The following is a 23912-nucleotide window of genomic DNA, read 5'->3' as shown; positions in this document are numbered from 1 at the left end:
CACTACACCTCTTTCACTGCAAAAGCTCCCGCAGCAATAACATCGCCAGCTTCTGTTGTAAGGATCACTTTCACAAAGCAGTCGTCAGCTGCAAAATCAAAAATCACGACACTATCGACCTCTATAGGCTTATGAAATTTCATATCATATTGAGTGATCCACTGTGTAGGGTGCTCAGCAATATACAAGGATTGAGCTAATCCCATAAGATACATCCCATGTGCGATGGGTCGCTCCAAACCAGCCTTAGCTGCGGCCTCTGCATCTAGATGTATAGGCGCCAAATCTTGGGAAGCAGCTGCATATTGCCGGATAGCCTCAGCAGTTATGCACTTTTTTATCATGATCATCACCTACCCGAATTAACACCGTTTCTGCGGTGACTATAAGCTCACCCTCACACCTACAAACCAGCGTATGTGTGTAAAAAGTCAGTTTACCCTGTCTTCCTTCTTTTTGCACCTCGCCCGTTAACGCTAATTCACAATCCAAAATCATCCCCGCCGTAATCGGAGCCTGATATGAAAATTTCTGAGTGCCGTGAAGCAAGGGTTCACCGATGATTAACCAAGGAATATCGAAGTCTTGCCAGAAAATAATAGGCATCGTCGTAGGAGCGATCAGCTTTCCATTTATCGTCTGCAAGGGTGCTTCAATACTCTGTGCGTAGTCCGAAATCCATTCAGCAGTCATATGGATCTGATGTCGGACACTGTTCATTCTATAACCTCCACGAGTGTTGCCAGACCTATCCCGCCGCCGATTCCCAGAGTAGCAAGCCCTCGTTGGTAAGGAGCATTTTGCATTTCAGCACATAACCGAGTCATTAAAATAGCCCCGGAAGCTCCGTATGGATGGCCTATTGCTAATGCCCCCCCGCCAAGATTGACCTTTTCCTGTGGAATTTGAAGCTCATTCAGTGAAGCCAATACTTGTGAAGCAAAAGCCTCGTTAAACTCTACGATATCTAAATCGGCAACGGTAAGCTTTTGGCGTTTTAACACCTTTTGCACAGCTGGTACAGGCCCTATCCCTAAATAGTTCGGATCTACACCCGCAGCTTGCGCATCCACGACCCGTAAAATAGGCTTCAGCTTAAGCTGCTGGCATTTCTCCCGAGACATCATTAATAGAAGCGCTGCGCCATCATTAATAGGACAGGCATTTCCAGCAGTGACGGTACCCCTTTCTTCAAAAATTGGCGGCAGCTTTTGCAGCTTGTCCAGACTCGTATTAGCCCGAGGACATTCGTCGGTGTTCACCCACTGCCCCTCTACCTGAAGAGGTACTATCTCCTGCTGAAACCGGTCACTTTGCTGAGCATGAACCGCCTTTTGATGGCTTTTCAAGGCATATTGATCCTGCTCTTCTCGAGAAATCCCGTATTTCCGAGCTACATTCTCTGCAGCAATTCCCATATCCGGATCACCGTAAGAGCTAGGCGTAAAATGTGCACGGGTATATAGCTGCGGAACCCCCATTAAGGTCTGTGGTTTAGCCATTTTCCATGGAGCACGGCTCGTACTTTCGACACCACCCGCTAAATAAATCTCACCAGCGCCGCTTTGAATCAGTCTTGCTGCTATATTAATTGCCTCTAGCCCAGATCCGCACTGACGATCCACGGTGACGCCCGGAACCGAAACAGGCAGCCCCGCTTCAAGCGCAGCTACCCGGGCAATATTACCTCCTGGGCCCACAACATTCCCAATAATGACATCATCGATCAGTTCTTTAGGCAAGTTCGTTTCGGCTACAATATGCTGAATAAGTGGCGCCAGTAATGCCTCCGGCTCAAGTGTACTTAATAAGCCACCCATTCTGCCAATCGGTGTACGTTTTGCCATGACAATTACTGCTTCTATCATACCATCGCTCTTTTCACATAGTCTTTCATCGCTTGCCGGGCAATTTTGCCACTGCTTGTATAGATAAATTCATCCAGGGTTAGCAGCTGCTTCGGCGCTTTGTAGCTTGCTAAATACTGGCGGCAATAATTCTTAATTTCGTCGACAGATAAGTGCTGCTCTCCGCTCCACTTCACGAGGGCTATCAGCTGTTCTCCCCAGTAATCGTCAGGCACGCCAAGCACCATCACTTCATCTATTTCCGGAAGAAACTCTAGCACCCTCTCTATTTCTTCTGGATAAACGTTCAGGCCTCCGGATATGATTTTATTCTTCAAACGTCCCGCCATATATAAATAACCAGCTTCATCCTGATAAACATAGTCTTCTAAAATAAGCCATCCCTCTTTAAAAGCTGCTGCTGTCTCATTCGGCAATTGATGGTAGCCTAAAAATATCATATCACTACGCACATATAGCTGCCCAATCTCCCCAGTAGGGACTTCCCGGAACTGTTCATCACGAATGGAAATTTGCACCCCGGGATAAGGTTTTCCTATAGAGGTCGGATTATGCTCGGTCAGAACATTCAAATAACTAATATAACTCGCTTCTGAAGAACCGTAGGATTCATAAAGGCGCGCTCCACCAAACACTTCCATGCCCCTTTTCTTGGACAACTCCGACCACTTTGCACCTGAGCTAATAATCGCATCAATCTGTATCTGCCCAGGTACAGCCTGCAACATCATGGATTCGATCATTGTTGGTACGACGAACAGCACCACACCCGGAATTTGCTGGCACAGCTCTAACACCTTCGTGGCACTAAATTTTTGTGTGATATGAAAGGTTGCTCCACAATATAGACTCTGCATTACGGCGAATAAGGATAGGGAATGCACAAATGGACCTGGTGCCAAAACATCCTTCATAGCGTCCAATTCAAAAGCAATATTCGAGACCTCAAAGCTTTTTAACCATGATAAATGGGTACGCATATAACCTTTGGGCAACCCGGTTGTGCCTGAAGTAAAGCCAATAAATAATAATTCATTCGTCTCATCCAACTCAGCCTCCGGCTTCAGGGCAGCCAGCCACTGATCATAGGAACCTGTTCGTTCATTTGAGAAGGTCAATGTTGGGATCGCTTGATCCTTGAAGACCAGATTCTTTGCGGCTTCCGGCTCGGCAAAAATCATTGTCGGCTGGCACTGTTCTATAATAACCTGCAGTTCATTAGCACTCCATTTGGGATCTAAGGGAATGGGAACACAGCCCGCATAAATCGCCCCCAAGATAACCTCAACAAATTCAATACGATTCGTAGATAAAATCGCGACTTTGTCATGCCTCAGACCCTTTTGCTGTAAGCCATTCGCGATTCTCCGCATCGTTTTTACTAATGTGGCATAGGTATGACTTGCTTGGTCATGGGTTAAGGCAATGCTGTCGGGCTGCTGTGCTGCATGACACAGTATAGGAACTACTAGATTCATCCTTGATCACACCTGTTCGTAATTTCTGTGACTACCAATTATATACATTTTCTTCAATCGGACTGCCCCGCAAGTCCAGCCCAGACTAAAGTATATGTGTTAAGCGCCATCGCAGGCGCTCCTGTTAAACTAACCCGCTAGAATTGCTATGATAGCTTATTTTAGCTTTATATTATTTTTATGTACACATTTTCATGTAACTATTAAGTCCATCTTACAACTAAAAAAATAGCCAGCACGCATCGATTATGATCGGTACGCGCTGGCTGTATTGTTGTTTAGTCCTTCTTTTGAACGGTCGATGGTGTACCCTCTTCAGCAAAAGTAAAGGTTCGGGCGATATATAAGATAGGTGTGCTTACTGCGGTTAGTAAGAACTTCGCTAGATAAGTTGTAAGCAAAATTTCAAGCCATACATTCCAGTCATACAAGCCCGCAAACGCAATGGTGCAGAAGATAAGTGTATCCACAAAGGAGCTAATCATCGTACTGCCGTTGGAACGAATCCACAGCTGACTTGAGGTGCTGTAATATTTACGAATCCAAGAGTACAACCGAACATCTAGGAACTGACTAATGAAGTAAGCAGTAAGACTACCCACAGCTAGTCGAGGCATCAGCCCAAAAATCGTCTCCAAAGAAGACTGAGCGATATCGGTCTCCTGTGGCTTAAATACTAGTACCATCTGCATAATGACTGTAGTCATAAGCAAGGTGAAGAAACCAAACCAGACCGCTTTACGTGCTTCCGCTCTTCCGTACTTCTCATTAAGCAAATCGCTGGTCATATACAAAGTGACATACATCGTATTTCCGAGTGTCATCACAATATCAAATGGCATAGCAATCGTCTTAGCTACCTGAATGTTAGCAATTACAGTAGCAATACCTACCCAGGCATACATTCCACTTTTCCCGAACAGGCGGTAACAGAGTAGAAAAAAGGCAAAATTGACAATAACAAATAAAACTCCCCACAACAAATTAAACATATTACTGAAACTCCTCCTAGTTTTGTTTACGCGGGATGGTTACGAACCGCGGCTTACATTATTAAATTTTTGGAACAAAACATTAATACTCTATCACAATAGCGCTAAACAATCCATAAAAATAATATTTTTATATGAAATTGGTAGTTCCAGTTCTTTTTTTTCGACAATTATCTAAAATAGTCAGCAATAATTCATTTTTTTCAGAAAAAAATGCTCTATAGGACAAAACTTTCACTATTCATCCAGAGGTTAATTCTATAGAATAGTATCAAACACCTTATTCCCGATCCATTTAGTAGAAATATGACATAACTATGGAATATATCTCGGGTCGCCAATTTCCAGCAGTTGGCATGGAGTATCTAGTGAAGACCAAAAAAAGAAATGACCTCACCGTCCATAAAAAAAGGAGAGAACGATATGTTTCGTATCAAGCATTCGATCAGTCGCAAATTCACGCGTTTATTATTTGTTGTTCTGTTGCTCACGTCTCTTTTGTTAAGCACCAGCTTCTACTTTATCTCCATCAATATCTTCAACAGCTATGTTATGCCACAGATTAACAAAATCCTTACTGCCGCTGCTCAGGACGTATATAAGAATCTCAACGTAATGCACGCCCAGCAAACCCTAAATAAGAACGATCAGTCTGCCACCAATCTCGAGTTCTATTTTCAGGAAAAGAGGAAACAACATGGAGTGGAAACCATTTTTCTGGTCAATCTGAAAGGGAAAGAAGCTGAGATTCTATCCGCAGATCACGATGCAAAATTGCAACGGGCAGAAAGTGTCACCGTATCCTCTGCAATGCAACAAGCCTCTAAAGGAAAAACTGGACTAAGCGATACATATAGCGACGCACATGGTATACATAAAACAGCTTATATCGGTATTCCCGGAAGTACGATGGTTATCGGTGTAAGCAGTGACGTAAGCTTCATTCAAGAAAAAACAGACAGTATTCTATGGACAAGTGCCGGAATCACACTTCTGACGTTGATCATCGGTCTAACTGGTGCATGGTTTATGAGTGTGCGTATAACACGTCCAATCTCAAAACTGGCAGCTTATAGTGCCCGGCTCGCAGAGGGAGATTTCACCGAAGAATTATCAGTTAAAGGAAATGACGAAGTTGCACAGTTGTCCGTAAGCTTCCAAGCGATGACCCAACGCCTGAAAGAAATGATCGGACATGTACTGGTAACCTCTAATACTGTCGTTGCGGATTCCAACTCTTTAAAAGAACGTGTTGAGGTTCTCAACGATATGGCGGATCACTCCAGCTCATCGGTAATAGAAATCGGCAAAGGTAGTACGACTATCGCTAGCAGTGCATCAGATAACTCGAGAGCAATGGAAGAAATCAATTTAGGCATTCAAAGTATTGCCTCAGCAGCGAATGAAGTCACAGAGCAAATCAGTGAGGCTTCCGCTGAAGCAAGTGGCGGTAATGAAATTGCTCAAAGTGCCGTGCTGCAAATGCGCCAGGTTGAACGTGCTTCCCTACAGTCGCTGGATCAGTTACAAATCATGAATGAGCGTTCAGTAATGATCGGAGAAGTCGTTCACAGCATTACTGAAATTACGAAACAGATCCAAATGCTGTCACTGAATGCTTCAATCGAAGCTGCACGCGCAGGAGAGCATGGACGCGGCTTTGCTGTTGTTGCCGGAGAAGTACGCAAGCTGTCTGAACAATCCCGTAACGCAAACGAACAGATCCGTGACTTCCTACTTGGCCTTCAGGAAGATATGAGCCGCTCCGTTACTGAGATGAACCACGTGAATTCTGAGGTTGCCTCTGGAGTCGGCAAGGTAGCAGAAGCAGGTGATGCCTTTAATCACCTCTTGATCCTTATCCAAAGCATCAATCACAGCATCCAATCCGTATCTGCGGCTACACAGCAAATCTCGGCAAGTACAGAAGAAGTCAGTGCTTCCGTCGAAGAAACTGCACAAATTACATCAAGATCGCAAGAAAGTGCGGACACACTCGCTGCTAACTCAGAGCGGCAGCGCGTCGAACTGGAAGGCCATGCAGAAACCGTTAAACATCTGTATGAGCAAGCCAAGAAACTCCAAGAAGCTGTGCAGCAATTTAAGATTTAACGCTTGAAAACCAATAACCCCCGTTCACACGAAAGTGTTGAAGGGGGGTTTTTAGTTTATGGCTCACTAGCGCTTGCTGAGGTCTCGTTTAGACTCGGCTGCATGCGCTAGGCTTGCGCGGAGCTCTCGCTTAGACTCAGGGTGCATGTACTAGTTTGCGCGAAGCTCTCGCTTAGACTCGGCTACATGTACTAGTTTGCGCGAAGCTCTCGCTTAGACTCGGCTGCATGCGCTAGGCTTGCGCAAAGCTCTCGCTTAGACTCATCACGCCATTTGCTGCTGGCTTGCGGACTCAGATGCCGCTATTACTCGAAAAACTGCCATTTGGAGGCTTTTTCGGACTCGAGAGACGCTATGGCCTCATAATCAACCCAGACTCAGCCTTTTTTGTTCAAATAGCGCCTCTGGTGTCCAAAAACGCTCCAAAATAACCCTTTTTTCGCAAATAAGGTCTCCTGAGTCCGGAGCCAAGTTACTCAAGGTTCCTCCATGGATGCTACCTACTGCAAATTACTCAAAGTTCCTCCGTGGATGCTACCTACAGCAAGTTACTCAAAGTTCCTCCGTGGATGCTACCTACAGCAAATTACTCAAAGTTCCTCCGTGGATGCTACCTACAGCAAATTACTCAAAGTTCCTCCGTGGATGCTACCTACAGCAAGTTACTCAAAGTTCCTCCGTGGATGCTACCTACAGCAATAGAATCAGCTACATGCACTAGCTTGCGCGAAGCTCTCACTTAGACCTCAGCACGCTATTTGCTGCTGGCTTGCGGACTCAGATGCCGCTATTACTCGAAAAACTACCATTTGGAGGCTTTTTCGGACTCGAGAGACGCTATGGCCTCATAATCAACCCAGACTCAGCCTTTTTTGTTCAAATAGCGCCTCTGGTGTCCGAAAACGCTCCAAAATAACCCTTTTTTCGCAAATAAGGTCCCCTGAGTCCGAAGCCAAGTTACTCACTCAGTAAAAACTAGGTTACTCAGCTTTCATTCAGCTTTTATGGCTAAGCAAACATCACTCAACTTAGTGTCGCGGTGCCCAGAGGATGACCGATACACCGATCACACAAATACCTGCTCCGACCCAGTCATATACGTCTGGTGTCTTCTTGTCTACAAGCCATCCCCATAAGACCGCGAGCACGATAAACACCCCGCCGTAAGCCGCATACACTCTGCCGAAGGAAGGGAATTTCTGCAACGTAGGGATAATCCCATACGCTATCAGAATCAAGGACCCCACTAAGCCGTACCAAAGTGGCCTTGATTCTCTCAACCATAACCACACTAAATATCCGCCACCGATCTCAGCAAGGCCAGCAATTATAAATAGCAGAATGGCAAATAACATGTCATCCCTCTTCCCTGTCAATCTCCTAAAAACGCAAAGGTTACTCATAACAAATTGTACTCAAGGTTCATCCGTGGTGCTACCTACAGCAAATTACTCAAGGTTCACCCGTAGAGCTACCTACAGCAAACTACTCAAGGTTCATCCGTGGTGCTACCTACAGCAAATTACTCAAGGTTCACCCGTAGAGCTACCTACTGCAAATTACTCAAGGTTCATCCGTGGAGCTTACATTAAATTGTGCTGGAGCAGCAATAACACTAGCAGCAGCACAACCTCTAGCAGCTCGTTCAGCGCGCCGTACACGTCGCCGGTGAGCCCGCCGAGCCGGCTGCTGATCCGCCGCGCAGCTGCGGTGCCGCAGGCCAAGGCCGCGACCGGCAGCAGCAGAGCTGCCGCCAGATGCAGCGGCCACGCGGCTAAGCCAGCGCCGAGCGCCAGTGGCGCAGCGGCGGCGGCCAGCGAGAGCAGCGCGGCGACTGCCAGCGCGCGCCGCTCATGCGAGGAAGCTAGGCCGGCGAAGTTCGCGGCCAGCCCCTCGTCTCCACGGGCAATGGGATAACGCACCATTGCCCGCACCATATACCAGCGGCTCCAGACCGCTGGTACCAAGAGCAGCGGCAGCTCGTAGTAGGCGTAGCCTTCGATTAGAGCTGCCAGCAAAGAAGCTTTAAACAGCAGGAGCAGCACGCAGGCGAGTACGCCCATCGCACCCACACGGCTGTCCTTCATAATCTCCAGGGCACGCTCCCGTGGCCGATAGCTGAGCAGACCATCTGCGCTGTCCATCCAGCCATCAAGATGCAACCCGCCTGTGAGGCTTACCCACAGAATCAGAGTGATCACTGCTGCTGGCCAAGCAGGTAAAAGCAATCCCGTCAGGGCTGCTCCAGCAGCTACGCACAGCCCAATTGCTGCGCCTACCATGGGATAGAAGATCACACTGCGGCGCAGCAGTTCAGGAGAGAATCCCGGATCACCTTTTACAGGAAATCGTGATAAGAACTGAAAGGCAGCTACGGCCGCATCCCTACGCTCCCTCATAAACGATACTCCCTGCTCTTCAGCTCAATCGGAATCCCAACAGTTACTAGAAAGACCTGTTCGCATTGCCGAGCGATCAGCGCGTTCATTCGTCCCGCCAGATCACGATACAATCGGCCAAGCGCATACTCTGGAACAATCCCGTCGCCAACCTCATTAGTGACCAGAATAAGCGTCCCTTGGAAAGAACGCACACTGTCTTCAAGTCTTGTTATCTCACTCTCAACAAGCTCTTGTCTATTTTCAAAACCTTCCACGGCCAATAATGCATTGGATAACCATAAGGTCAAACAATCTACGAGCACCGCTTTTTCACCCGATAATCGCTTTAGCAGATCTGGTAAATCATACGGTTCCTCAAGCGTCTCCCAAGCGTAACCACTTTCCATTCGTTGATGCTGATGCAGAGCAATCCGTTCCTTCATTTCGTCGTCAAAAGCCTGTCCGGTTGCTACATAGAAGGCCTGATCTGCCAGTGAATGCATCAATTTTTCTGCAAAACCACTTTTACCGCTACGTGCGCCTCCCGTTACAAGAATGCTCATCGTTGACCAGCTCCAGAGATGCCTGCACTTTCAAAGGTTGCCATTTCGCTCAAAATGCGGCAGATCGCCTCGATTAAATGAAGGCATAATACTCCCCCTGTTCCCTCACCCAATCGCAGACCGAGATTTAGCAGCGGTTCAAGTCCAAGCTGCTCTAGCATTAGCTTATGACCCCGTTCTCCTGATACATGAGAGGCTATCATATAAACGATGGATTCAGGTGCAAGGGCTTTTGCCACAAGCGCTGCCGCCCCCGAAATAAAACCATCCAAAATGATAGGTATCCGATTAGCAGCCGCACCAAGAATCAGTCCCGCCAAGCCAGCGATTTCCAGTCCGCCAACTTTAGATAATACATCCAACGGATCTGCTGAATTCGGCTGATTTACCTTTAAGGCGCGTTCCACCACTGCAATTTTATGTAGTAAACGTTCATCATCAATTCCCGTTCCTCGTCCCACAGCTACTTCAGGGGCTATTCCTTTGAGAGCACATAGAATGGCAGCACTAGCCGTAGTATTCCCAATGCCCATTTCGCCTGTTATAAAAATCTCCGTTCCGTTCTTAACCGCTTCCTGCGCAACTCTTATCCCAACAAGAAGAGCATTCATGGCATCCTCACGACTCATCGCAGGTCCCACAGCCATGTTATCCGTTCCCCGGCGCACTTTACGATCAATCAGATCGACATGACTAAGATCGCCGTTTATGCCAACATCGACAAACTGTACCTCTGCCCCAGCTTGACGTGCCAATACATTTACAGCCGCTCCACCGCTGAGAAAGTTATGGGCCATCTGCAGCGTGACTTCCTGTGGAAATGCGCTCACCCCTTCGCAGCACACCCCATGATCAGCAGCCATCACAACAACTGTTCGTTTGGTGAAACTAGGCTGCTCCGTACCCGAAATTCCAGCGAGCTTAACAGCTAGAGGTTCCAATTGTCCCAAACTGCCCGGAGGTTTGGTCAGAATGTTCAGCCGATGCTCCGCCTTGAGGATGGACTGATCATCAGCCGGAATGATTTGTTTAATTACGTCTTGAATATCTGAAAGCATATAATTACGACCTCCTATTAAATGTATCCGTATAACCTATTCTATCTCATATTCGCAGAAAAGCCCCCATCTATGATAGAGGGGGACTTCTAGAATTACAACTTCACTTTCATAAAATCTTCGATTCTCTCCAGCGCCTCTGTCAATTTTTGTAAGGAAGCGGCATAGGAGCAGCGAATATAACCCTCTCCGCCTGCTCCAAAAACATGACCCGGAACCGCAGCGACACCGACCTCCCTGAGCAGCTGCAAAGCGAAGTCTTCTGATTTCATTCCGGTATGAGCGATGGAAGGAAAGGCATAAAAAGCGCCCGCCGGTTCGTGGCAAGGTAGTCCGATGGATCGAAATCCACTAACCAGCAGCTTTCTCCGCTCATCGAAGCATTGCTTCATGTGTTCCTTATGCTGCATTCCGTTGCGCAATGATTCAATCGCAGCAATTTGACCGAGCACGGGGGCACACATCGCAGTGTATTGATGGATTTTTAGCATCGCAGCAATTAATTCTCGATCGCCACAAGCATAACCAACTCTCCAGCCAGTCATTGCAAAAGCTTTGGAGAAGCCGCTAATCACAATCGTCCTTTCCAGCATCCCGGGAAGAGAGGCGATGCTGACATGCTGACTGTCATACGTAAGCTCGGCATAAATTTCATCTGAAATGACCAGTAGGTTATTCTCTTTTACAATCTGTGCAATAGGCAGCCAATCCTCATAAGTCATTACTGCACCTGTAGGATTAGTCGGAAAATTCACCATAAGAAGCTTCGAACGCGGGGTAATCACCTTCCGTAACGCTTCAGCAGTAAGCTTAAACCCCTGCTCGGCCGATGATTCTACCTCCACCGTAACCCCCCCGTTCAAATGGGTAATCGGCGAATATGCGATATAGCTCGGAGAAGGGACGATAATCTCATCCCCAGGTGTAATGAAAGCTCGTAATGCCAAGTCCACAGCCTCGCTGCTTCCCACCGTAACCATAATCTCATCGTTTGGCTCATAGCGAAGCTTGAAACTTGTGTGCAGATAAGAAGCGATCTCATCTCTAAGCTCCAGTAAACCGGAATTTGGCGTATACATCGTTTCCCCATTGTTCAAGGCACGAATACAGGCAGCTCTTACATGCTCCGGTGTAACGAAATCTGGTTCCCCTACACCCAGCGATATAATATCCTGATTCCCCGTACTTAGGTCAAAAAAAGCCCGAATCCCCGATGGCGCAATCTCCCGCACTCGTGGAGCAATCCATTCATTATGCATGGCTGTACACCTCTTCTTTTGCACTCTTTTCCGTTAGGGAAAGGGAGATGATTTCGTCCAGTAGTCCGCTGAAGGTGTAGCCTGCCGCTTGCGCGCTTTTGGGTAAAAGACTGGCCTTCGTCATGCCTGGTAACGTATTCACCTCCAGCACATAAGGAATACCCTCTTTAAGCAGCATATCAACCCGTGCATACACGCTACATTTTAGTGCTTTATAACAGCTCAAGGCAGCCTCGCGTACCCGCTCATGCACTTCAGTAGGCAATTCAATGACCCGTTCATCTGCTCCGCCTTCTTCATACTTAGCACTGTAATCGAACCACTCGGCATTTGCTGAGGTAATTCCCAGAATAGGCAGCAGCTCTCCGTTTAGAATAGAACAGGTAATTTCTTGGCCTTGAATGTAGCTTTCAATCAAAATCGACTGATCACAGGCAAAAGCCTTCTGCACTGCGCACAACAGCTCCTCGCTGCTGCTCACTTTTTCCATTCCGATACTCGAGCCGCCTGAACATGGCTTCACCATAACCGGATATCCGAGCCGTTCCACCACTTCAGCCGAATAATCCTTCATACTGTCCCAGCATAGCCAATCTGCTGTATTGACGCCTGCGCAGCGCATAAGCTTTTTGGAGAGATCTTTATCCATGCAAATGCTGCTAGACAAAACCCCGCTGCCCGTATACGGAATCCCCATCGTCTCCAGCGTCCCCTGAACCGTACCATCCTCGCCGTAAGCTCCATGAAGTGCAAGCAGTGCGATATCGATCCCTTTTGCCTGCTCAATAAGCTCCTCACGCTTGGTGATCACAATTGGAATAATTTCATATTTATTGGGGTCTAGATTCTTCAATATTTCTCTACCGCTATTCATGGATACCTCATACTCTGAGGATACCCCGCCCATAATTACGCCTACCTTCATCTCAAGCACCTCTTTATCCCATTAGTTGTCGAGCTGTTCTGCCAATAATCTCGATCCCCTTGCGGATATCCTCATCCGTCACTCTGGAGAAACCGATCCGTATCGTATTTTGACCCTTACCGTCCGTGAAGAATATATCTCCTGCTGTAAAAATAACCCCTTGCTCATGACAGGCCGCCAACAGCGTCCTTGTATTAAAGCCCTCCGCGAAGGATACAAAAAGATGCAGGCCACCGTCCCCTGACAGCGCCGTATAAGGAATAAAATCCTTGCAGCATTGCAGGGTTAATTCATACTTTCGTTTGTATTCCGCTCTGGCTTTTTTCAAATATTTCTCTAAATGGCCACCCAATAAATACTGATATAAAATGGATTGATCCAGCGTCGAGGTATGAATGGTACGGGCGCGCTTGACGCTTTCGAGGGAATTAATCAACTCCTGATCCGCCAGCACCCAACCTACACGTAGTCCCGGAAATAATACCTTGGAGAAGCTGCCGAGATAAATCACGCTGTTGCCGCTGCCTGCTGCTGCGATAAGTGGAGCCACATGTGAGCCCGAATATCGTAATTCCTCGTTAAAACCATCCTCAATCACCGGGACTTGGTAGCGATTCATCAGCTTCATTAGCCGCTGTCTTTTCTCTGGAGACATTACAATTCCGGTCGGATTATGGTAAGAAGGGACGAAGTATGCACAGTCAAAAGCTTGCTGTTGCAATGCTTTCTCCAGCTCCGCCAAATCAATCCCATCACGCTCCATCGAAATCCCGGTGATCTCAAAACCGTTCAGCTTCAAATTTTTGATCGCTGTATGATGCGTCGGATTCTCACAAATGACCGAACCATTTTTTTTACTCAGAGCAGACAATACAATATCGAACCCCTCTGTAAAACCATTGGTGATCAATATATCCTTGCCCCTCATTTCAACGCCCTTGTGCTCCATATACTGCTTCAAATAGTCTATTAAAGGCTTATACCCTTTGGCATAGCCGTAATTTAGCAGAACGTTGCCTTCTACCGACATCCGATCCATAAAGGACCGCTTCACATTATCCAGATCAAAAAGACTCTCATCAGGCGCTATGCTGGTGAAGGAGATCGTCCCCTTCTCCGCTCGAATCCCGCGCTTCATGATATCCAGTTCCTCCGCCAGCACCGCGCGATCATTGAGACGTGACTTCCAGTCCATCGTCCAGGAAGAGATCGTTTCACTGCCGGGCGGCGTAGCTGCAACATAACTTCCTTGCCCTTGCACGGCATAAGCAAAGCCATCATCCTCAAGCCCTGCATAAGCAGAGATTACGGAGTTGCGGCTAACCTTAAGCAATGTGCTGAGCTCTCGTGTGGAGGGCAGCTTTTGATTGCCTTGCAGACCGCCTTTTATGATTAAGTGCTTCATATAGTCTTTAATTTGTATATACACCGGCCGTCCGGCTATGAGCTTAAAATCCTTAAACATCTCTCAATCGCCCCCATGACTATCATGGCACAATCACTCGCTTAAAAAAAGAACCACAGCCATGGGATTTTAATCCGGCTGTGGTTCTATGAGGGGACAAATGCCCAAAAATCAAGTTACAGATCTATGCTTCGATCACAAGCTCCCCTTCTCCAGCAGGGATCTCAAAACCATTTAAAAACCGGGTTAATATGTCCTCAGTAATCGGAAATGCGGCATTGGCGTCAAAACGTTCACTCCGGATAAGCAGTCTCTGACGTAATTCATCCGGCTGAACCTTTAAGTGAATCAGTTCCCACACGCCAGCATAATCCTCAATAAGTTGCTTGTAATCGTTCCGTCTCTGACGTTGCCAGAAGCTGAAATCGATGACAACATGATGTTTTGCCTGAAGCAGATTCACCAGCTCCCCCCGCAGTTTTATCTCCGACTCTTCTTTATAGAACTCATAATTCTGCTCTGGATAATCCACCCCGAAACGGCCGTGCGTGGCCCAAATATCTTCATCTATCGAAAGTCTGGCGAATCCCTCTTTCTCCAGCTTTTTAGCAAAAGTTGTTTTACCCGACCCCGCTACACCGCACATCATCACTACGATGGAAGCAACACTCGTACGCTTTTGCTGAAGCAATTTTTCAATAACTAACTTTTCGCTCAGCATTATAAATGCATCTCCCTTCCAATTGATGGTATACTCATCGTTACAAAATACTTTCTCAAGGGATAGTGATAAGGATATGGTGAAATCAGTCCAGCAGACCTCCTAAAATGAAAAACGAAATAATTTTAGGAGGTCATAATAAATGATTTTTAACCCGATTGTCATTGATAACTGGAGTAGAAAACCCTATTTTGAACATTATTTAAACAATGTCAGATGCACCTATAGCATGACCGTAAATATTGATATCACCCTTCTACTGTCAGAGCTTAAGCATAAGGGAATTAAGCTGTACCCAGCACTAATCCACATGATAACTACGGTGGTGAACCGTCATAGTGAATTCCGCACATGTTTTGATTCTGAAGGTAGATTAGGTTATTGGGATAGCTTGTCACCTAGTTTTACAATTTTCCATGATGATGATAAAACTTTCTCAAGCATCTGGACTTCGTACGGTGAACAGTTTAATGATTTCTATAACCGTTATCTCGATGATATGAAAATGTACGGAAGTGTGAAACAATTTATCGCTAAAGCAAACGAACCATCGAACACCTTCCCTATTTCCAGCATTCCGTGGGTCAGCTTCACGAGCTTTAACCTGAACGTGTATAACGAGGGAACCTACCTACTTCCCATCTTTACGATAGGGAAATATTTTCAGCAAGACAAAAAAATACTATTACCCATCTCGGGGCAATTCCACCATGCTGTGTGCGACGGTTACCATGCCAGCATGCTGTATAATGAATTACAATCACGTGCAGATACCTATACGGAATGGTTACCTAACCTCTAATTAACCACGTTATTCTGCTGACAGCAAACGATAGTTCAAACATAAAGGGTTCCACCTATTAGGTTTTCCTAATGATGTGGAGCCCTTATTTTCATGTAATCATCCTTTTTCCACAATATCAGCTTTATCAGCTGACCATTGTCCATGCTGCCAGAGTATTTTTAGTACCATTACATTCCCTGGAGAAGGAGCCACTGCACTGTAGAATGTGAGGTCAGGAACTAACTGTGCAAGTAAATTCCTGATTACCCCCCCATGCGTCACTACCATTACTCTATTCGATGTAACCTCACTTTTTTTCTCCTTGATAGCACAGCATCCAAATGCAGCCATAGCAGCTTGACCTAGATCTAACAGGAAACTACGCAACCGTGCATCGAATTCTGTCCACGATTCTCCTTCTGGCGGTGTAACCTTTGAAGGATCATCAATCCAATGTCTATATAGAGAGTTATCTTTCAACTGCTCATAGGTGCAGCCTTCCCAAGCTCCGAAGTTCATTTCACGAAGCCGCTGATCGTAAATAGCGTCCTGCTCTAGTGAAGGTGCTACGAAAGCCAAGGTCTCCTGACATCTTAGCAAATCGCTACAGAACACACGCCAAAAACCACCTGATAACTCAGCCTGCATGCAGATCTGCTGCTGAAGTTGGGATAGCCGCTCACTTGCGTCAGGAAGCAATGGAAGATCCGTATGTCCCAGGTAACGATGCTCAACATTCCATTTCGTCTGCCCGTGTCGGATAAGCACTAGCTCAAGCTCTATAGAGGGAATTGCCATACCGACGCTCAGCCTCCAATCCATATCCATGCCGCAACCGCGCATAGACCTACAAATATTGAAGAGCAGAGCATCATCATCCGCGAGGTCTGGATAATATCATTTGGTTCCATCGTACGTACCGGATCACCCATATAAGCCCGAAAAGAAGCGACGCCATGATACACATTTTCGCCTCCGAGTCGGATGCCAAGTGCGCCAGCCACAGCTGATTCTGGATAACCGCTGTTAGGGCTTGGATGTAGATGTGCATCCCGCTTCACCATTTGCAGGCAACTACGCCAATCCAGACGAAGCATCCCTGCACATAGAGCCAAAAGTAATGCCGTAATCCGTGCCGGGATGAAGTTAGCAACATCATCGAGCCGGGCAGATGCCCAGCCGAGATCACGGTATTTATCGTTCTTATAACCAACCATTGAATCGAGTGTATTGACCGCCCGATAAGCCATAGCAAGCGGCGCACCGCCAATCAGCGCGTAGAAAAGTGGAGAAATAATCGCATCGACAATATTCTCTGCTACGGTCTCCACCGTTCCACGGACAATTTCAGGGGCGTCTAGCGAAGTCGTATCACGTCCCACGATCATCCCCAAAGCCTTGCGGGCAGCAGGGAGATCGCCCTTCTGCAATTCCACGTACACCGCCATTCCTGCATCTTTTAGTCCCTTGGAGGCAATCGTGGTTGAAATCAACCAAACCTCGGCTATCCAGACGAGCCAAGGTGAGATATATGACAGCAGCCATAGCAGGATGGCTGTCAGTGCCCAAGCACCGCCCGCCACACATAGCGGAAGTAACACCCCAGCTCTGCGCAGGCTTTGCGGGCGGGACCATAAACGACGGATCGCCCACTCCAGAGCCGTAATTGCTTTGCCCATACCAATTACGGGATGAGGCAGGTTACGCGGATCACCTACGATCCGGTCAATCACATAAGCCGCAAGCAACACCAAAGCGATTGTCACAGGCAATCACCTCTGAACAATCTTCTACTTCTCCAGCTATCCATTGTCATTAGCTGTCCTTCCTTGCCTGCACCGACAGCAGGCTGCCCGTCACAGCGCTATATATAAGCCGGCCGATAGCGCCTCCGAGATCGGTTGCTGTTCCGGCGTAGACATGCTCGGCGCTGTATCTCCCGCTTTGGCTCACAGCGAGTACAATAGCATCCGTAGTTGTGCCGGTTGCGATTAGGCCATTCTCCGGATCGGTAATCCCGAGATCTGCCAGCGCAGCAGCTTTGGCTTCGACAGCTGTCTGCACAGCATTGACCATGGCCGCCGGTGTCAGGCGGCCATCAATGCAGAGCATGATGTTAATCGTACCCGGCCGATACACAGCCAATACATTGCGTTCCACGCCTGAGCGCGCAGCATTTCCTGCGGCGGCTGTAACGCAAACAAAAATCCCCGCTGAACCCGTGTCCTCTTCAGCTACCGCTGCATGCTCTAGCGGTACAGCCGTCATCAGACCGGCACAGCCGGATAAAGGATAACCCCAATCGCGCAGCTTATTCTCCATATCCTGGACAGGATCACTACATTCGTAATTGCGATCTACATATAAATTAACCGCCCGCTGCAGCCGGTTCATTCCTCCGCCGTAGAACGCGCTCGATAAACCATCCGCTGCTGCTGGCAGCTCCAGCAGCAGATGCTTATCCTTCCACTGCAGAGCAAGCCCTGGCCAGACGGCCGGATGATACTCCCTGATTCCCCCTGCAAGATTAAATGGAATCTTCACTTCCACCATAGCCGATCCCGCTCCTTTCACCGCTCATTTCTTTCATTGAATACTTACAACCATCCTCGAAAGGATGCCCCGCCAATAGCGCTGTCAGCTCCCTCCGCACATCATTAAGGAATACGTGCACCTGTCACTTAGTCGCTAGAATCTCCGCCATCTGCAGCAAAAGGCGGGCATTATCCTCATGTCCCTTAACAGCAACTCGAATATGCCCTGAACCTAACCCTGCATACATAGCGCAGCTGCGCACAAGTATACCTACGCGGCCAAGCCTAGTCTGCAGCTCAGCCGCACTCCACGGTGACGGCAAGCCACAGAGCAGAAAATTGGCTTCTCCCGGTGGGACATCGCAGCCCAACTGCACTAGACCCTGCCGCAGCGTTTCGCGTTCTGCTGCAATAAGCTCACGCGTGCGCTGTTCATAGTCACGTCCGCTTGTAAGGCAGGCTTCCCCTGCCAGCAGCGCCAAGCCGTTCACACTCCAGGTGACCTGCTTTCCGCTCATCGCCTTCGCCAGCTTCGGATGCGAAATCGCAAACCCGAGACGCAGTCCGGGAATCGCATAAAACTTCGTCATCGACCGCACCAGAACCGTATGCGGAAACTGCTCCAGCTCCGGCAGGAGTGTATTTCGCTCTGACTCCGGGATAAAGTCAATAAAAGCTTCATCCACAGCCAAATAAGTCCCGCAGCTTTCAGCCTTCTGCGCTAACAAGCGCAGTTCCTCCACAGCATACTGAACTCCATTGGGATTATTCGGCTGTCCGAGAAATAACAGCTCCACCTGTTCCAGCAGCCCGGCAATCTCCTCCACTCCAGCGCGAAAATGCTGTTCCCTAGTCCCCTGGACCGACAATACTTCAGCACCAAATTGCCCGGAAAGCTGCCTATACTCAGAGAAACAAGGTTCCACGATGCCAACCTTTTGCGGAGCTATCGCCAACAGCAGCAAAGCCATAGATTCCGCTGCTCCGTTACCCACGGTTAACCAGCCACTATCTACGCCAAGATTTTCCGCCAGTAGTTGTTTAAAGCGTCGGTGTCCAGGGTCCGGATATGTAACCACCGTTGACAGTGCTGTTCTAAGCAGCTCCAAAACTTCCGGTGGAGGACCGAGTGGATTGATGTTGGCACTATAGTCGAGAAATGTGCCCCCAGCTTCTCCATAGAGCTCCGCTGCCGTCAGCAAATCACCGCCATGTCCATATTTTTCAAGCATAATTACACTCCCTCTATCTACTTTCTCTAGCACGATATGTATGTCATTGCCACCATTATTGACTCTTTGCCGGAAGAACGTCAATGCTTTCGCAGAAGGAACCAGCTAAATCCCCTGCTTCCCCCAAACCGACATGAATCTCAAAGATGTGATCTCTTTTGTTAAAAAACCGCTTTTGGTTTAAAATGAAGGTTGTAATCAATTTTGCTGCGACGGAGGAATTCACTATGCTTTTTATTGATAACACAGGGATTACTGACGCATCCATCAATTTGGCGATTGAGGAATATGCGCTGAAGCACTTGCCGATGGACGAGAGTTACCTGCTTTTTTATATCAACAGCCCATCCATCATCATCGGGAAACATCAGAATACTATCGAAGAAATTAACCAAGAGTATGTAAAAGATAATAATATTCAGGTCGTACGTCGTCTATCCGGCGGTGGAGCTGTTTATCACGATCTTGGAAATTTGAACTTCAGCTTTATTACCAAGGATGACGGCCAATCCTTTCATAACTTTTTGAAATTCACCCAACCGGTCATCGATTACCTGCAAAGCATGGGCGTTAACGCCGAGCTAAGCGGAAGGAATGATCTGCAAGTTGGTGAGCAAAAGATTTCCGGTAACGCTCAGTTCTCCACACGCGGACGTATGTTCAGCCATGGTACCTTGATGTTCAATCTTAATTTAGATGATGTACAAGCCTCTCTAAAAGTGAATCCAGAGAAGTTTAAATCAAAGAGCACCAAATCCGTACGCAGTCGTGTAGCGAATATCAAAGAGCTGCTGGGTACAGATATGACGATCGAGGAGTTCCGCGCCGGCCTGCTGCGTTCGATCTTTGGCATGGATTCTTCTGAGGTTCCTCAGTACAAGCTGCAACAAGCCGACTGGGACAAAATTAACGAGATCTCCAAGGAGCACTACCAGAACTGGGACTGGAACTACGGTCTGTCACCAAAAAGCAACGTTAAGCACACGCGCAAATTCCCTGCCGGAATTATTGATATTCGGATGGATATTGAAGATTCCCTCATTAAAGACATCAAAATCTATGGTGACTTCTTCGGAGTCGGTGACGTAGTAGATGTTGAAAATGCACTTCGTGGCAAACGTTATGACGAGGCTGAGGTTAGAGAAGCATTAGCTGATCTCGATTTGAAGCATTATTTCGGTCGTATTGAGCCGGAGGATTTTATCGGATTGGTCTTCCTAGAGGAATAGGATGAATTCACTGGTCATGATTTGAATCAAAAAGAGGACTCCTGCGCATTCGCCAGAAGTCCTCTTTTGCATGAATTAATACTCTTCGCTTTATCCTTTTACAGCAGATCCAACTGTCATTGCCCGTTCCACCTGCTCACTAAAGAACAAATAGACAATAACCATTGGCAGACTCGCCATCGTCATAACCGCCCCCATGCCACCCCAGTCTGTGCTGTATTGGCCTTGGAAGAACAATAGACCCAGCGGCAGTGTTTTCATCCCCTCATCAGAGATCAGAATATAAGCCAGCAAAAATTCATTCCAGTTGTTCAGAAATTGAAAAATGGCTACTGTTGCGACAGCTGGCGTTACAACCGGCACAATAATCTGCAGAAACATCCGGTATACATTCGCGCCGTCCATACAAGCGGATTCCTCCAGCTCCCCAGGGATACCCTTCATAAAGCCGTAGAATACCAGACAAGAGAACGGCAATCCAATGGCGACATAAGGAACAATAAGCCCACCGTAGGTATTAGTCAGATGTAAATCCCGTACGAGTATGGCAAGTGGAATCATAATTACCTGCAGCGGCATGAACATTCCGATCGTCATATACAATCTGACCCCTTCACGGAATCTCCACCGCAGCCGGGAAATTGCGAATGAGAACATCAGCGATAATATGATAATAAGTAGCGTTGAAATCGTAGAGACTACCAAGCTATTCGTAAAATATCGCGGTATATTGAACTGTGACCAAGCGGCCACATAGTTTTCAATCCGGAAATTAGTCGGAAATCCGAAAGGGTTGGTGACAAAAATCTCATCGTTATTTTTCAGAGAATAAGAAATCATCCATAATAGCGGATAGATGGAAATGATAAAATAAATCCATAAGGGAAGCTGTATGAGCAATGCTCTCACTTTTTTCATAACGTTCCTTTTCCTTTCCGGCGTACTGCCTTATGCTTCATTTCGGTCAAATGTCTTGTTGATAATAATGGTGGCCAGAAGCGACAGAAGGACAAGCACAACCGATACCGCACAGGCATAGCCGTAGTTGCTTTCCAAGAATGCATAACGATAAATCATAAAGGTAAGCGTATAGTTACTCGTTCCCGGTCCGCCGTTAGTCATAATCAACATTTGTACAAAAGCACCGATTCCTGAAGTGATGGCAATGATCAGACAGAATTTGAACGTCTCCTTCATCATTGGAATTGTCACCTTACGATGCGCCATCCATTTGGAGCAACCGTCAATCGTGGCAGCTTCCATGTACTGCTCAGGAACAGATTTAACCCCCGCATATAAAAGACTGAACTGGTAACCCATGAACTGCCAGGCATTAACAAAGGCAATCGCAATTATGGATGTGGTTGGAGAAGTAAGCCAGTTTTGTTGATAAGGAATATGCATAATTTCAAAAAGCCTATTGATCAATCCGTTATTCGGATCGTAGATGGCAATCCATAGCTGACAAACAACCGTAACCGACAGAACTACGGGAATAAAATAAGCTGTTTTCAACAACTTACGCCCTTTGATTCGCGGATCGGCACAGGCAAGCGCAAGAATGGTTCCCAATCCGATCTGAAATACAGCGAGTACCAGTGCAAAAATAAGGCCGTTACGAAGGGATGTCAAAAGCAATGGATCATCAAACATCTCTACATAGTTGGACAATCCGTTAAAAGTAGCCGTACTGAGCCCGTCCCACTCGAAAAAGCTACGATAAAAGGATTGAAGCACTGGATAGATAATCACTACGCTATAAATCAACAGAGCGGGAAGCAGAAACAGCATTATGGCTTTCTTATTACCTAAGTATTTATGCATGCGGTAAGATTCCACTCCTTCCTTGCCAAGCTGCTCACCCGATATAAGGGCTCGATCCGGGTGAGCTGCAGGGCATGGACCAATTTTTATTTATTTTATTTCTCTAATTATTTATTTTCTTTGTTCAGCACTCGGTTCATGTTATCCGTGAACTGCTTAGCCGAGAATCCTTCGATCAACATATTTTGTGTATTGTCGTCCAGTGCATTTTTAATTTGAACACTGCTTACCGCATTGGCGTACCCCTTCACGTTTGGCAGCACTTCTTCAGCGATTCTTTTCATCATGGCAGGCACTTTACCGGTCATTTCTTTATCCACTTTAGTCGCTACGATCGGGCTACCCAGCTGTGTATATTTGTATTCGCTATATTTTTGTGCGATGAAACTAGCTACTTTCACTGCAGTCTCTACATTCTTGCTGCTTGGAGAAACGGCAAAGCCACCAGGACCTCCTGCACCGTTAATGTACATTTTGTTGTTCTCATAAGTCGCTTCGTCCTTAGCTGGCCAGTACATCCAATCCACTTTATCCCCAAGCTTCTCAGCACTGCTGTAGATTTCCCACTGACCGTTGACGAACATGCCAGCTTTTCCTTGGTAGAACAAAGATGAAGCTTGATCATAATTGGTATTCGTAGCATTGACGTCGAACAAGCCTGCTTCTTCCAGCTTCTTCATTTGTTCTGCTGCTGTTACATAAGGCGAAGGCAATGTTGTCGTTCCCTTCGTTTCGAGTGGGCCAAACCCTTTCGTCTCCTCACGAGTCACAAGTCCGCTATAAAAAGAAGTAGTGATCCATTTCTCCTTCGCGAAAATTGAGAGCGGTGTATACCCTGCTGTAGAAAGCTTCTTAGCCGCTTCAGCCAGCTGATCGATCGTCTTGATCGGCATCTCGATGCCTACCTCTTTAAAGATATCCTTGTTGTAAAACAACATTTGGAATTCAATTCCCGTATATGGGAATGCGTATACATGACCGTCTGGGGCAATTAGACGGGACTCATTCCCTGTGTTTAGATTCGCTTTGAAATCTTTGGTGGCTTGGTATTCATCAAGCAGCTCGACATTTTTAGATTTGGCGAAGGTTTGCAGCGTAGGCCAGTCTGTTTCATAAATATCCGGCATGTTCCCAGTCGCGGCATATGTTTTCAGCTTCTGGTAGCCATCTTGAACAGCCTCATCCAGTACAATCTCCACCTCCGGCATTTCCTTTTTTAATTCCTCTACGGCATAATCAAATGGCTTTGAAGTATCTTCGTCAAAATGCTGTGCATAAATTTTTATTTGAATTTTCTTATCGGTATTCCCAGCGGTCGTATTGGAACCTTCAGAGGTTGAACCACCGTTTCCGGCATTGTTACCACCACAGGCTGTAAGTGAGAAAGCTAAGGATAAAACGGTTGCAACCCCCAGTGTTCTGAATAGCTTGTTGCTCATAATGAATCCCCTTTCTGATGCTCTATTTAGTGGAGCTAGTTGAATCCGCTATTTGTTAGCGTTTTCATCGTCCTGTTTCTATTATATTTGAGCCTTGAAGACCCAAAA

General features: G+C 46.9%; 24 protein-coding genes and 1 riboswitch. Of the genes, 3 read left to right on the top strand and 21 right to left on the bottom strand.

All coding sequences use genetic code 11. The features are described 5' to 3' along the window. Positions 1–2 precede the first annotated feature (2 nt). The 5 genes from NYE58_RS07330 to NYE58_RS07310 all read right to left on the bottom strand — a co-directional run bounded on the left by NYE58_RS07330 (position 3) and on the right by NYE58_RS07310 (position 4338). Positions 3–344: a MaoC family dehydratase gene (locus NYE58_RS07330; protein WP_052096837.1), complete on the bottom strand. Its 342-nt coding sequence runs from the start codon at positions 342–344 to the stop codon at positions 3–5. Beyond that, entirely contained in the window at positions 319–720 is a 402-nt protein-coding gene (locus NYE58_RS07325) for an FAS1-like dehydratase domain-containing protein (protein ID WP_038569177.1), read from the bottom strand. The genes NYE58_RS07330 and NYE58_RS07325 overlap by 26 nt, the downstream gene beginning before the upstream one ends. Beyond that, positions 717–1868 carry a thiolase family protein gene (locus NYE58_RS07320; RefSeq protein WP_076099023.1) on the bottom strand — a complete coding sequence of 384 codons (1152 nt, stop codon included), beginning with the start codon at positions 1866–1868 and terminating at the stop codon, positions 717–719. The genes NYE58_RS07325 and NYE58_RS07320 overlap by 4 nt, the downstream gene beginning before the upstream one ends. Beyond that, the gene (locus tag NYE58_RS07315) at positions 1865–3346 is read right to left on the bottom strand and encodes an AMP-binding protein (protein ID WP_038569173.1); all 1482 of its coding nucleotides are present in this window, start codon (positions 3344–3346) and stop codon (positions 1865–1867) included. Before NYE58_RS07315 ends, NYE58_RS07320 begins: the two co-directional genes overlap by 4 nt. Positions 3347–3624: 278 nt before the next feature. Beyond that, positions 3625–4338, bottom strand: coding sequence for a queuosine precursor transporter (locus NYE58_RS07310; protein WP_339823704.1), 714 nt, complete (start codon positions 4336–4338; stop codon positions 3625–3627). A 10-nt stretch (positions 4339–4348) separates the two neighbouring features. Beyond that, positions 4349–4394: riboswitch (PreQ1 riboswitch) on the bottom strand. Between the two features lie 367 nt (positions 4395–4761). Here NYE58_RS07310 and NYE58_RS07305 point away from each other — a divergent pair. Then, positions 4762–6450, top strand: a complete 1689-nt coding sequence (locus NYE58_RS07305) for a methyl-accepting chemotaxis protein (RefSeq protein ID WP_341001503.1) — start codon at positions 4762–4764, stop codon at positions 6448–6450. A 1028-nt stretch (positions 6451–7478) separates the two neighbouring features. On the opposite strand, the gene NYE58_RS07300 is transcribed toward NYE58_RS07305, so the two are convergent. From NYE58_RS07300 to NYE58_RS07265, 8 genes are all read right to left on the bottom strand, one after another. Continuing rightward, positions 7479–7805 (bottom strand): YnfA family protein, encoded by a 327-nt coding sequence (locus NYE58_RS07300; protein WP_036681801.1) that lies wholly within the window; start codon positions 7803–7805, stop codon positions 7479–7481. Positions 7806–8033: 228 nt separating this feature from the next. Beyond that, a complete protein-coding gene (gene cobS, locus NYE58_RS07295) occupies positions 8034–8849 on the bottom strand; it encodes an adenosylcobinamide-GDP ribazoletransferase (RefSeq protein WP_076316906.1) in 816 nt (271 codons plus the stop codon). Then, the gene (gene cobU, locus NYE58_RS07290; protein WP_036681798.1) at positions 8846–9394 is read right to left on the bottom strand and encodes a bifunctional adenosylcobinamide kinase/adenosylcobinamide-phosphate guanylyltransferase; all 549 of its coding nucleotides are present in this window, start codon (positions 9392–9394) and stop codon (positions 8846–8848) included. Before cobU ends, cobS begins: the two co-directional genes overlap by 4 nt. Further along, positions 9391–10452 (bottom strand): nicotinate-nucleotide--dimethylbenzimidazole phosphoribosyltransferase, encoded by a 1062-nt coding sequence (cobT, locus tag NYE58_RS07285; protein ID WP_341001496.1) that lies wholly within the window; start codon positions 10450–10452, stop codon positions 9391–9393. The genes cobU and cobT overlap by 4 nt, the downstream gene beginning before the upstream one ends. Before the next feature lie 95 nt (positions 10453–10547). Then, positions 10548–11711: an aminotransferase class I/II-fold pyridoxal phosphate-dependent enzyme gene (locus NYE58_RS07280; RefSeq protein ID WP_038569166.1), complete on the bottom strand. Its 1164-nt coding sequence runs from the start codon at positions 11709–11711 to the stop codon at positions 10548–10550. Beyond that, positions 11704–12636 carry a D-alanine--D-alanine ligase gene (locus NYE58_RS07275; protein WP_036681791.1) on the bottom strand — a complete coding sequence of 311 codons (933 nt, stop codon included), beginning with the start codon at positions 12634–12636 and terminating at the stop codon, positions 11704–11706. The genes NYE58_RS07280 and NYE58_RS07275 overlap by 8 nt, the downstream gene beginning before the upstream one ends. A 13-nt stretch (positions 12637–12649) precedes the next feature. After that, positions 12650–14101, bottom strand: coding sequence for a MocR-like pyridoxine biosynthesis transcription factor PdxR (pdxR, locus tag NYE58_RS07270; RefSeq protein ID WP_038569164.1), 1452 nt, complete (start codon positions 14099–14101; stop codon positions 12650–12652). A gap of 124 nt (positions 14102–14225) precedes the next feature. Beyond that, on the bottom strand, positions 14226–14762 hold the full coding sequence (locus NYE58_RS07265; RefSeq protein WP_036681786.1) for an AAA family ATPase: 537 nt from the start codon (positions 14760–14762) through the stop codon (positions 14226–14228). 142 nt (positions 14763–14904) lie between these two features. Here NYE58_RS07265 and catA point away from each other — a divergent pair, with 142 nt between their 5' ends. Next, positions 14905–15564 (top strand): type A chloramphenicol O-acetyltransferase, encoded by a 660-nt coding sequence (gene catA, locus NYE58_RS07260; protein ID WP_038569162.1) that lies wholly within the window; start codon positions 14905–14907, stop codon positions 15562–15564. A 99-nt stretch (positions 15565–15663) separates the two neighbouring features. Here the strand turns inward: catA and NYE58_RS07255 are convergent, their stop codons facing one another. The 5 genes from NYE58_RS07255 to NYE58_RS07235 are packed head-to-tail and all read right to left on the bottom strand — an operon-like array spanning position 15664 to position 19312. Then, a complete protein-coding gene (locus tag NYE58_RS07255) occupies positions 15664–16344 on the bottom strand; it encodes a histidine phosphatase family protein (protein ID WP_052096836.1) in 681 nt (226 codons plus the stop codon). A gap of 8 nt (positions 16345–16352) precedes the next feature. Further along, entirely contained in the window at positions 16353–17312 is a 960-nt protein-coding gene (gene cbiB, locus NYE58_RS07250; protein ID WP_038569160.1) for an adenosylcobinamide-phosphate synthase CbiB, read from the bottom strand. Between the two features lie 49 nt (positions 17313–17361). Continuing rightward, positions 17362–18099 (bottom strand): adenosylcobinamide amidohydrolase, encoded by a 738-nt coding sequence (locus NYE58_RS07245; protein ID WP_038569158.1) that lies wholly within the window; start codon positions 18097–18099, stop codon positions 17362–17364. Continuing rightward, positions 18074–18220 (bottom strand): hypothetical protein, encoded by a 147-nt coding sequence (locus NYE58_RS07240; RefSeq protein WP_170914296.1) that lies wholly within the window; start codon positions 18218–18220, stop codon positions 18074–18076. The genes NYE58_RS07245 and NYE58_RS07240 overlap by 26 nt, the downstream gene beginning before the upstream one ends. A gap of 3 nt (positions 18221–18223) precedes the next feature. Then, complete coding sequence (locus tag NYE58_RS07235; RefSeq protein WP_038569156.1) at positions 18224–19312, bottom strand: pyridoxal phosphate-dependent aminotransferase; 1089 nt, start codon at positions 19310–19312, stop codon at positions 18224–18226. A gap of 227 nt (positions 19313–19539) precedes the next feature. On the opposite strand from NYE58_RS07235, the gene NYE58_RS07230 reads away from it, so the two are divergent. Next, the gene (locus NYE58_RS07230; protein ID WP_036681778.1) at positions 19540–20541 is read left to right on the top strand and encodes a lipoate--protein ligase; all 1002 of its coding nucleotides are present in this window, start codon (positions 19540–19542) and stop codon (positions 20539–20541) included. A gap of 90 nt (positions 20542–20631) precedes the next feature. Here NYE58_RS07230 and NYE58_RS07225 read toward each other — a convergent pair whose 3' ends face one another. The 3 genes from NYE58_RS07225 to NYE58_RS07215 all read right to left on the bottom strand — a co-directional run bounded on the left by NYE58_RS07225 (position 20632) and on the right by NYE58_RS07215 (position 23804). Continuing rightward, a complete protein-coding gene (locus NYE58_RS07225) occupies positions 20632–21459 on the bottom strand; it encodes a carbohydrate ABC transporter permease (RefSeq protein ID WP_036681776.1) in 828 nt (275 codons plus the stop codon). A 30-nt stretch (positions 21460–21489) separates the two neighbouring features. After that, the gene (locus tag NYE58_RS07220; RefSeq protein WP_076099026.1) at positions 21490–22365 is read right to left on the bottom strand and encodes a carbohydrate ABC transporter permease; all 876 of its coding nucleotides are present in this window, start codon (positions 22363–22365) and stop codon (positions 21490–21492) included. Positions 22366–22472: 107 nt separating this feature from the next. Then, positions 22473–23804, bottom strand: coding sequence for an ABC transporter substrate-binding protein (locus NYE58_RS07215; protein ID WP_076142159.1), 1332 nt, complete (start codon positions 23802–23804; stop codon positions 22473–22475). Between the last annotated feature and the right edge of the window lie 108 nt (positions 23805–23912).

It is taken from the genome of Paenibacillus sp. FSL L8-0708 (assembly GCF_038009325.1).
In the GTDB taxonomy this organism is placed as follows: domain Bacteria; phylum Bacillota; class Bacilli; order Paenibacillales; family Paenibacillaceae; genus Paenibacillus_AQ; species Paenibacillus_AQ odorifer.
The sequence above is the reverse complement of the archived record's forward strand: the minus strand, read 5'-3'. Positions and strand labels throughout refer to the sequence as shown.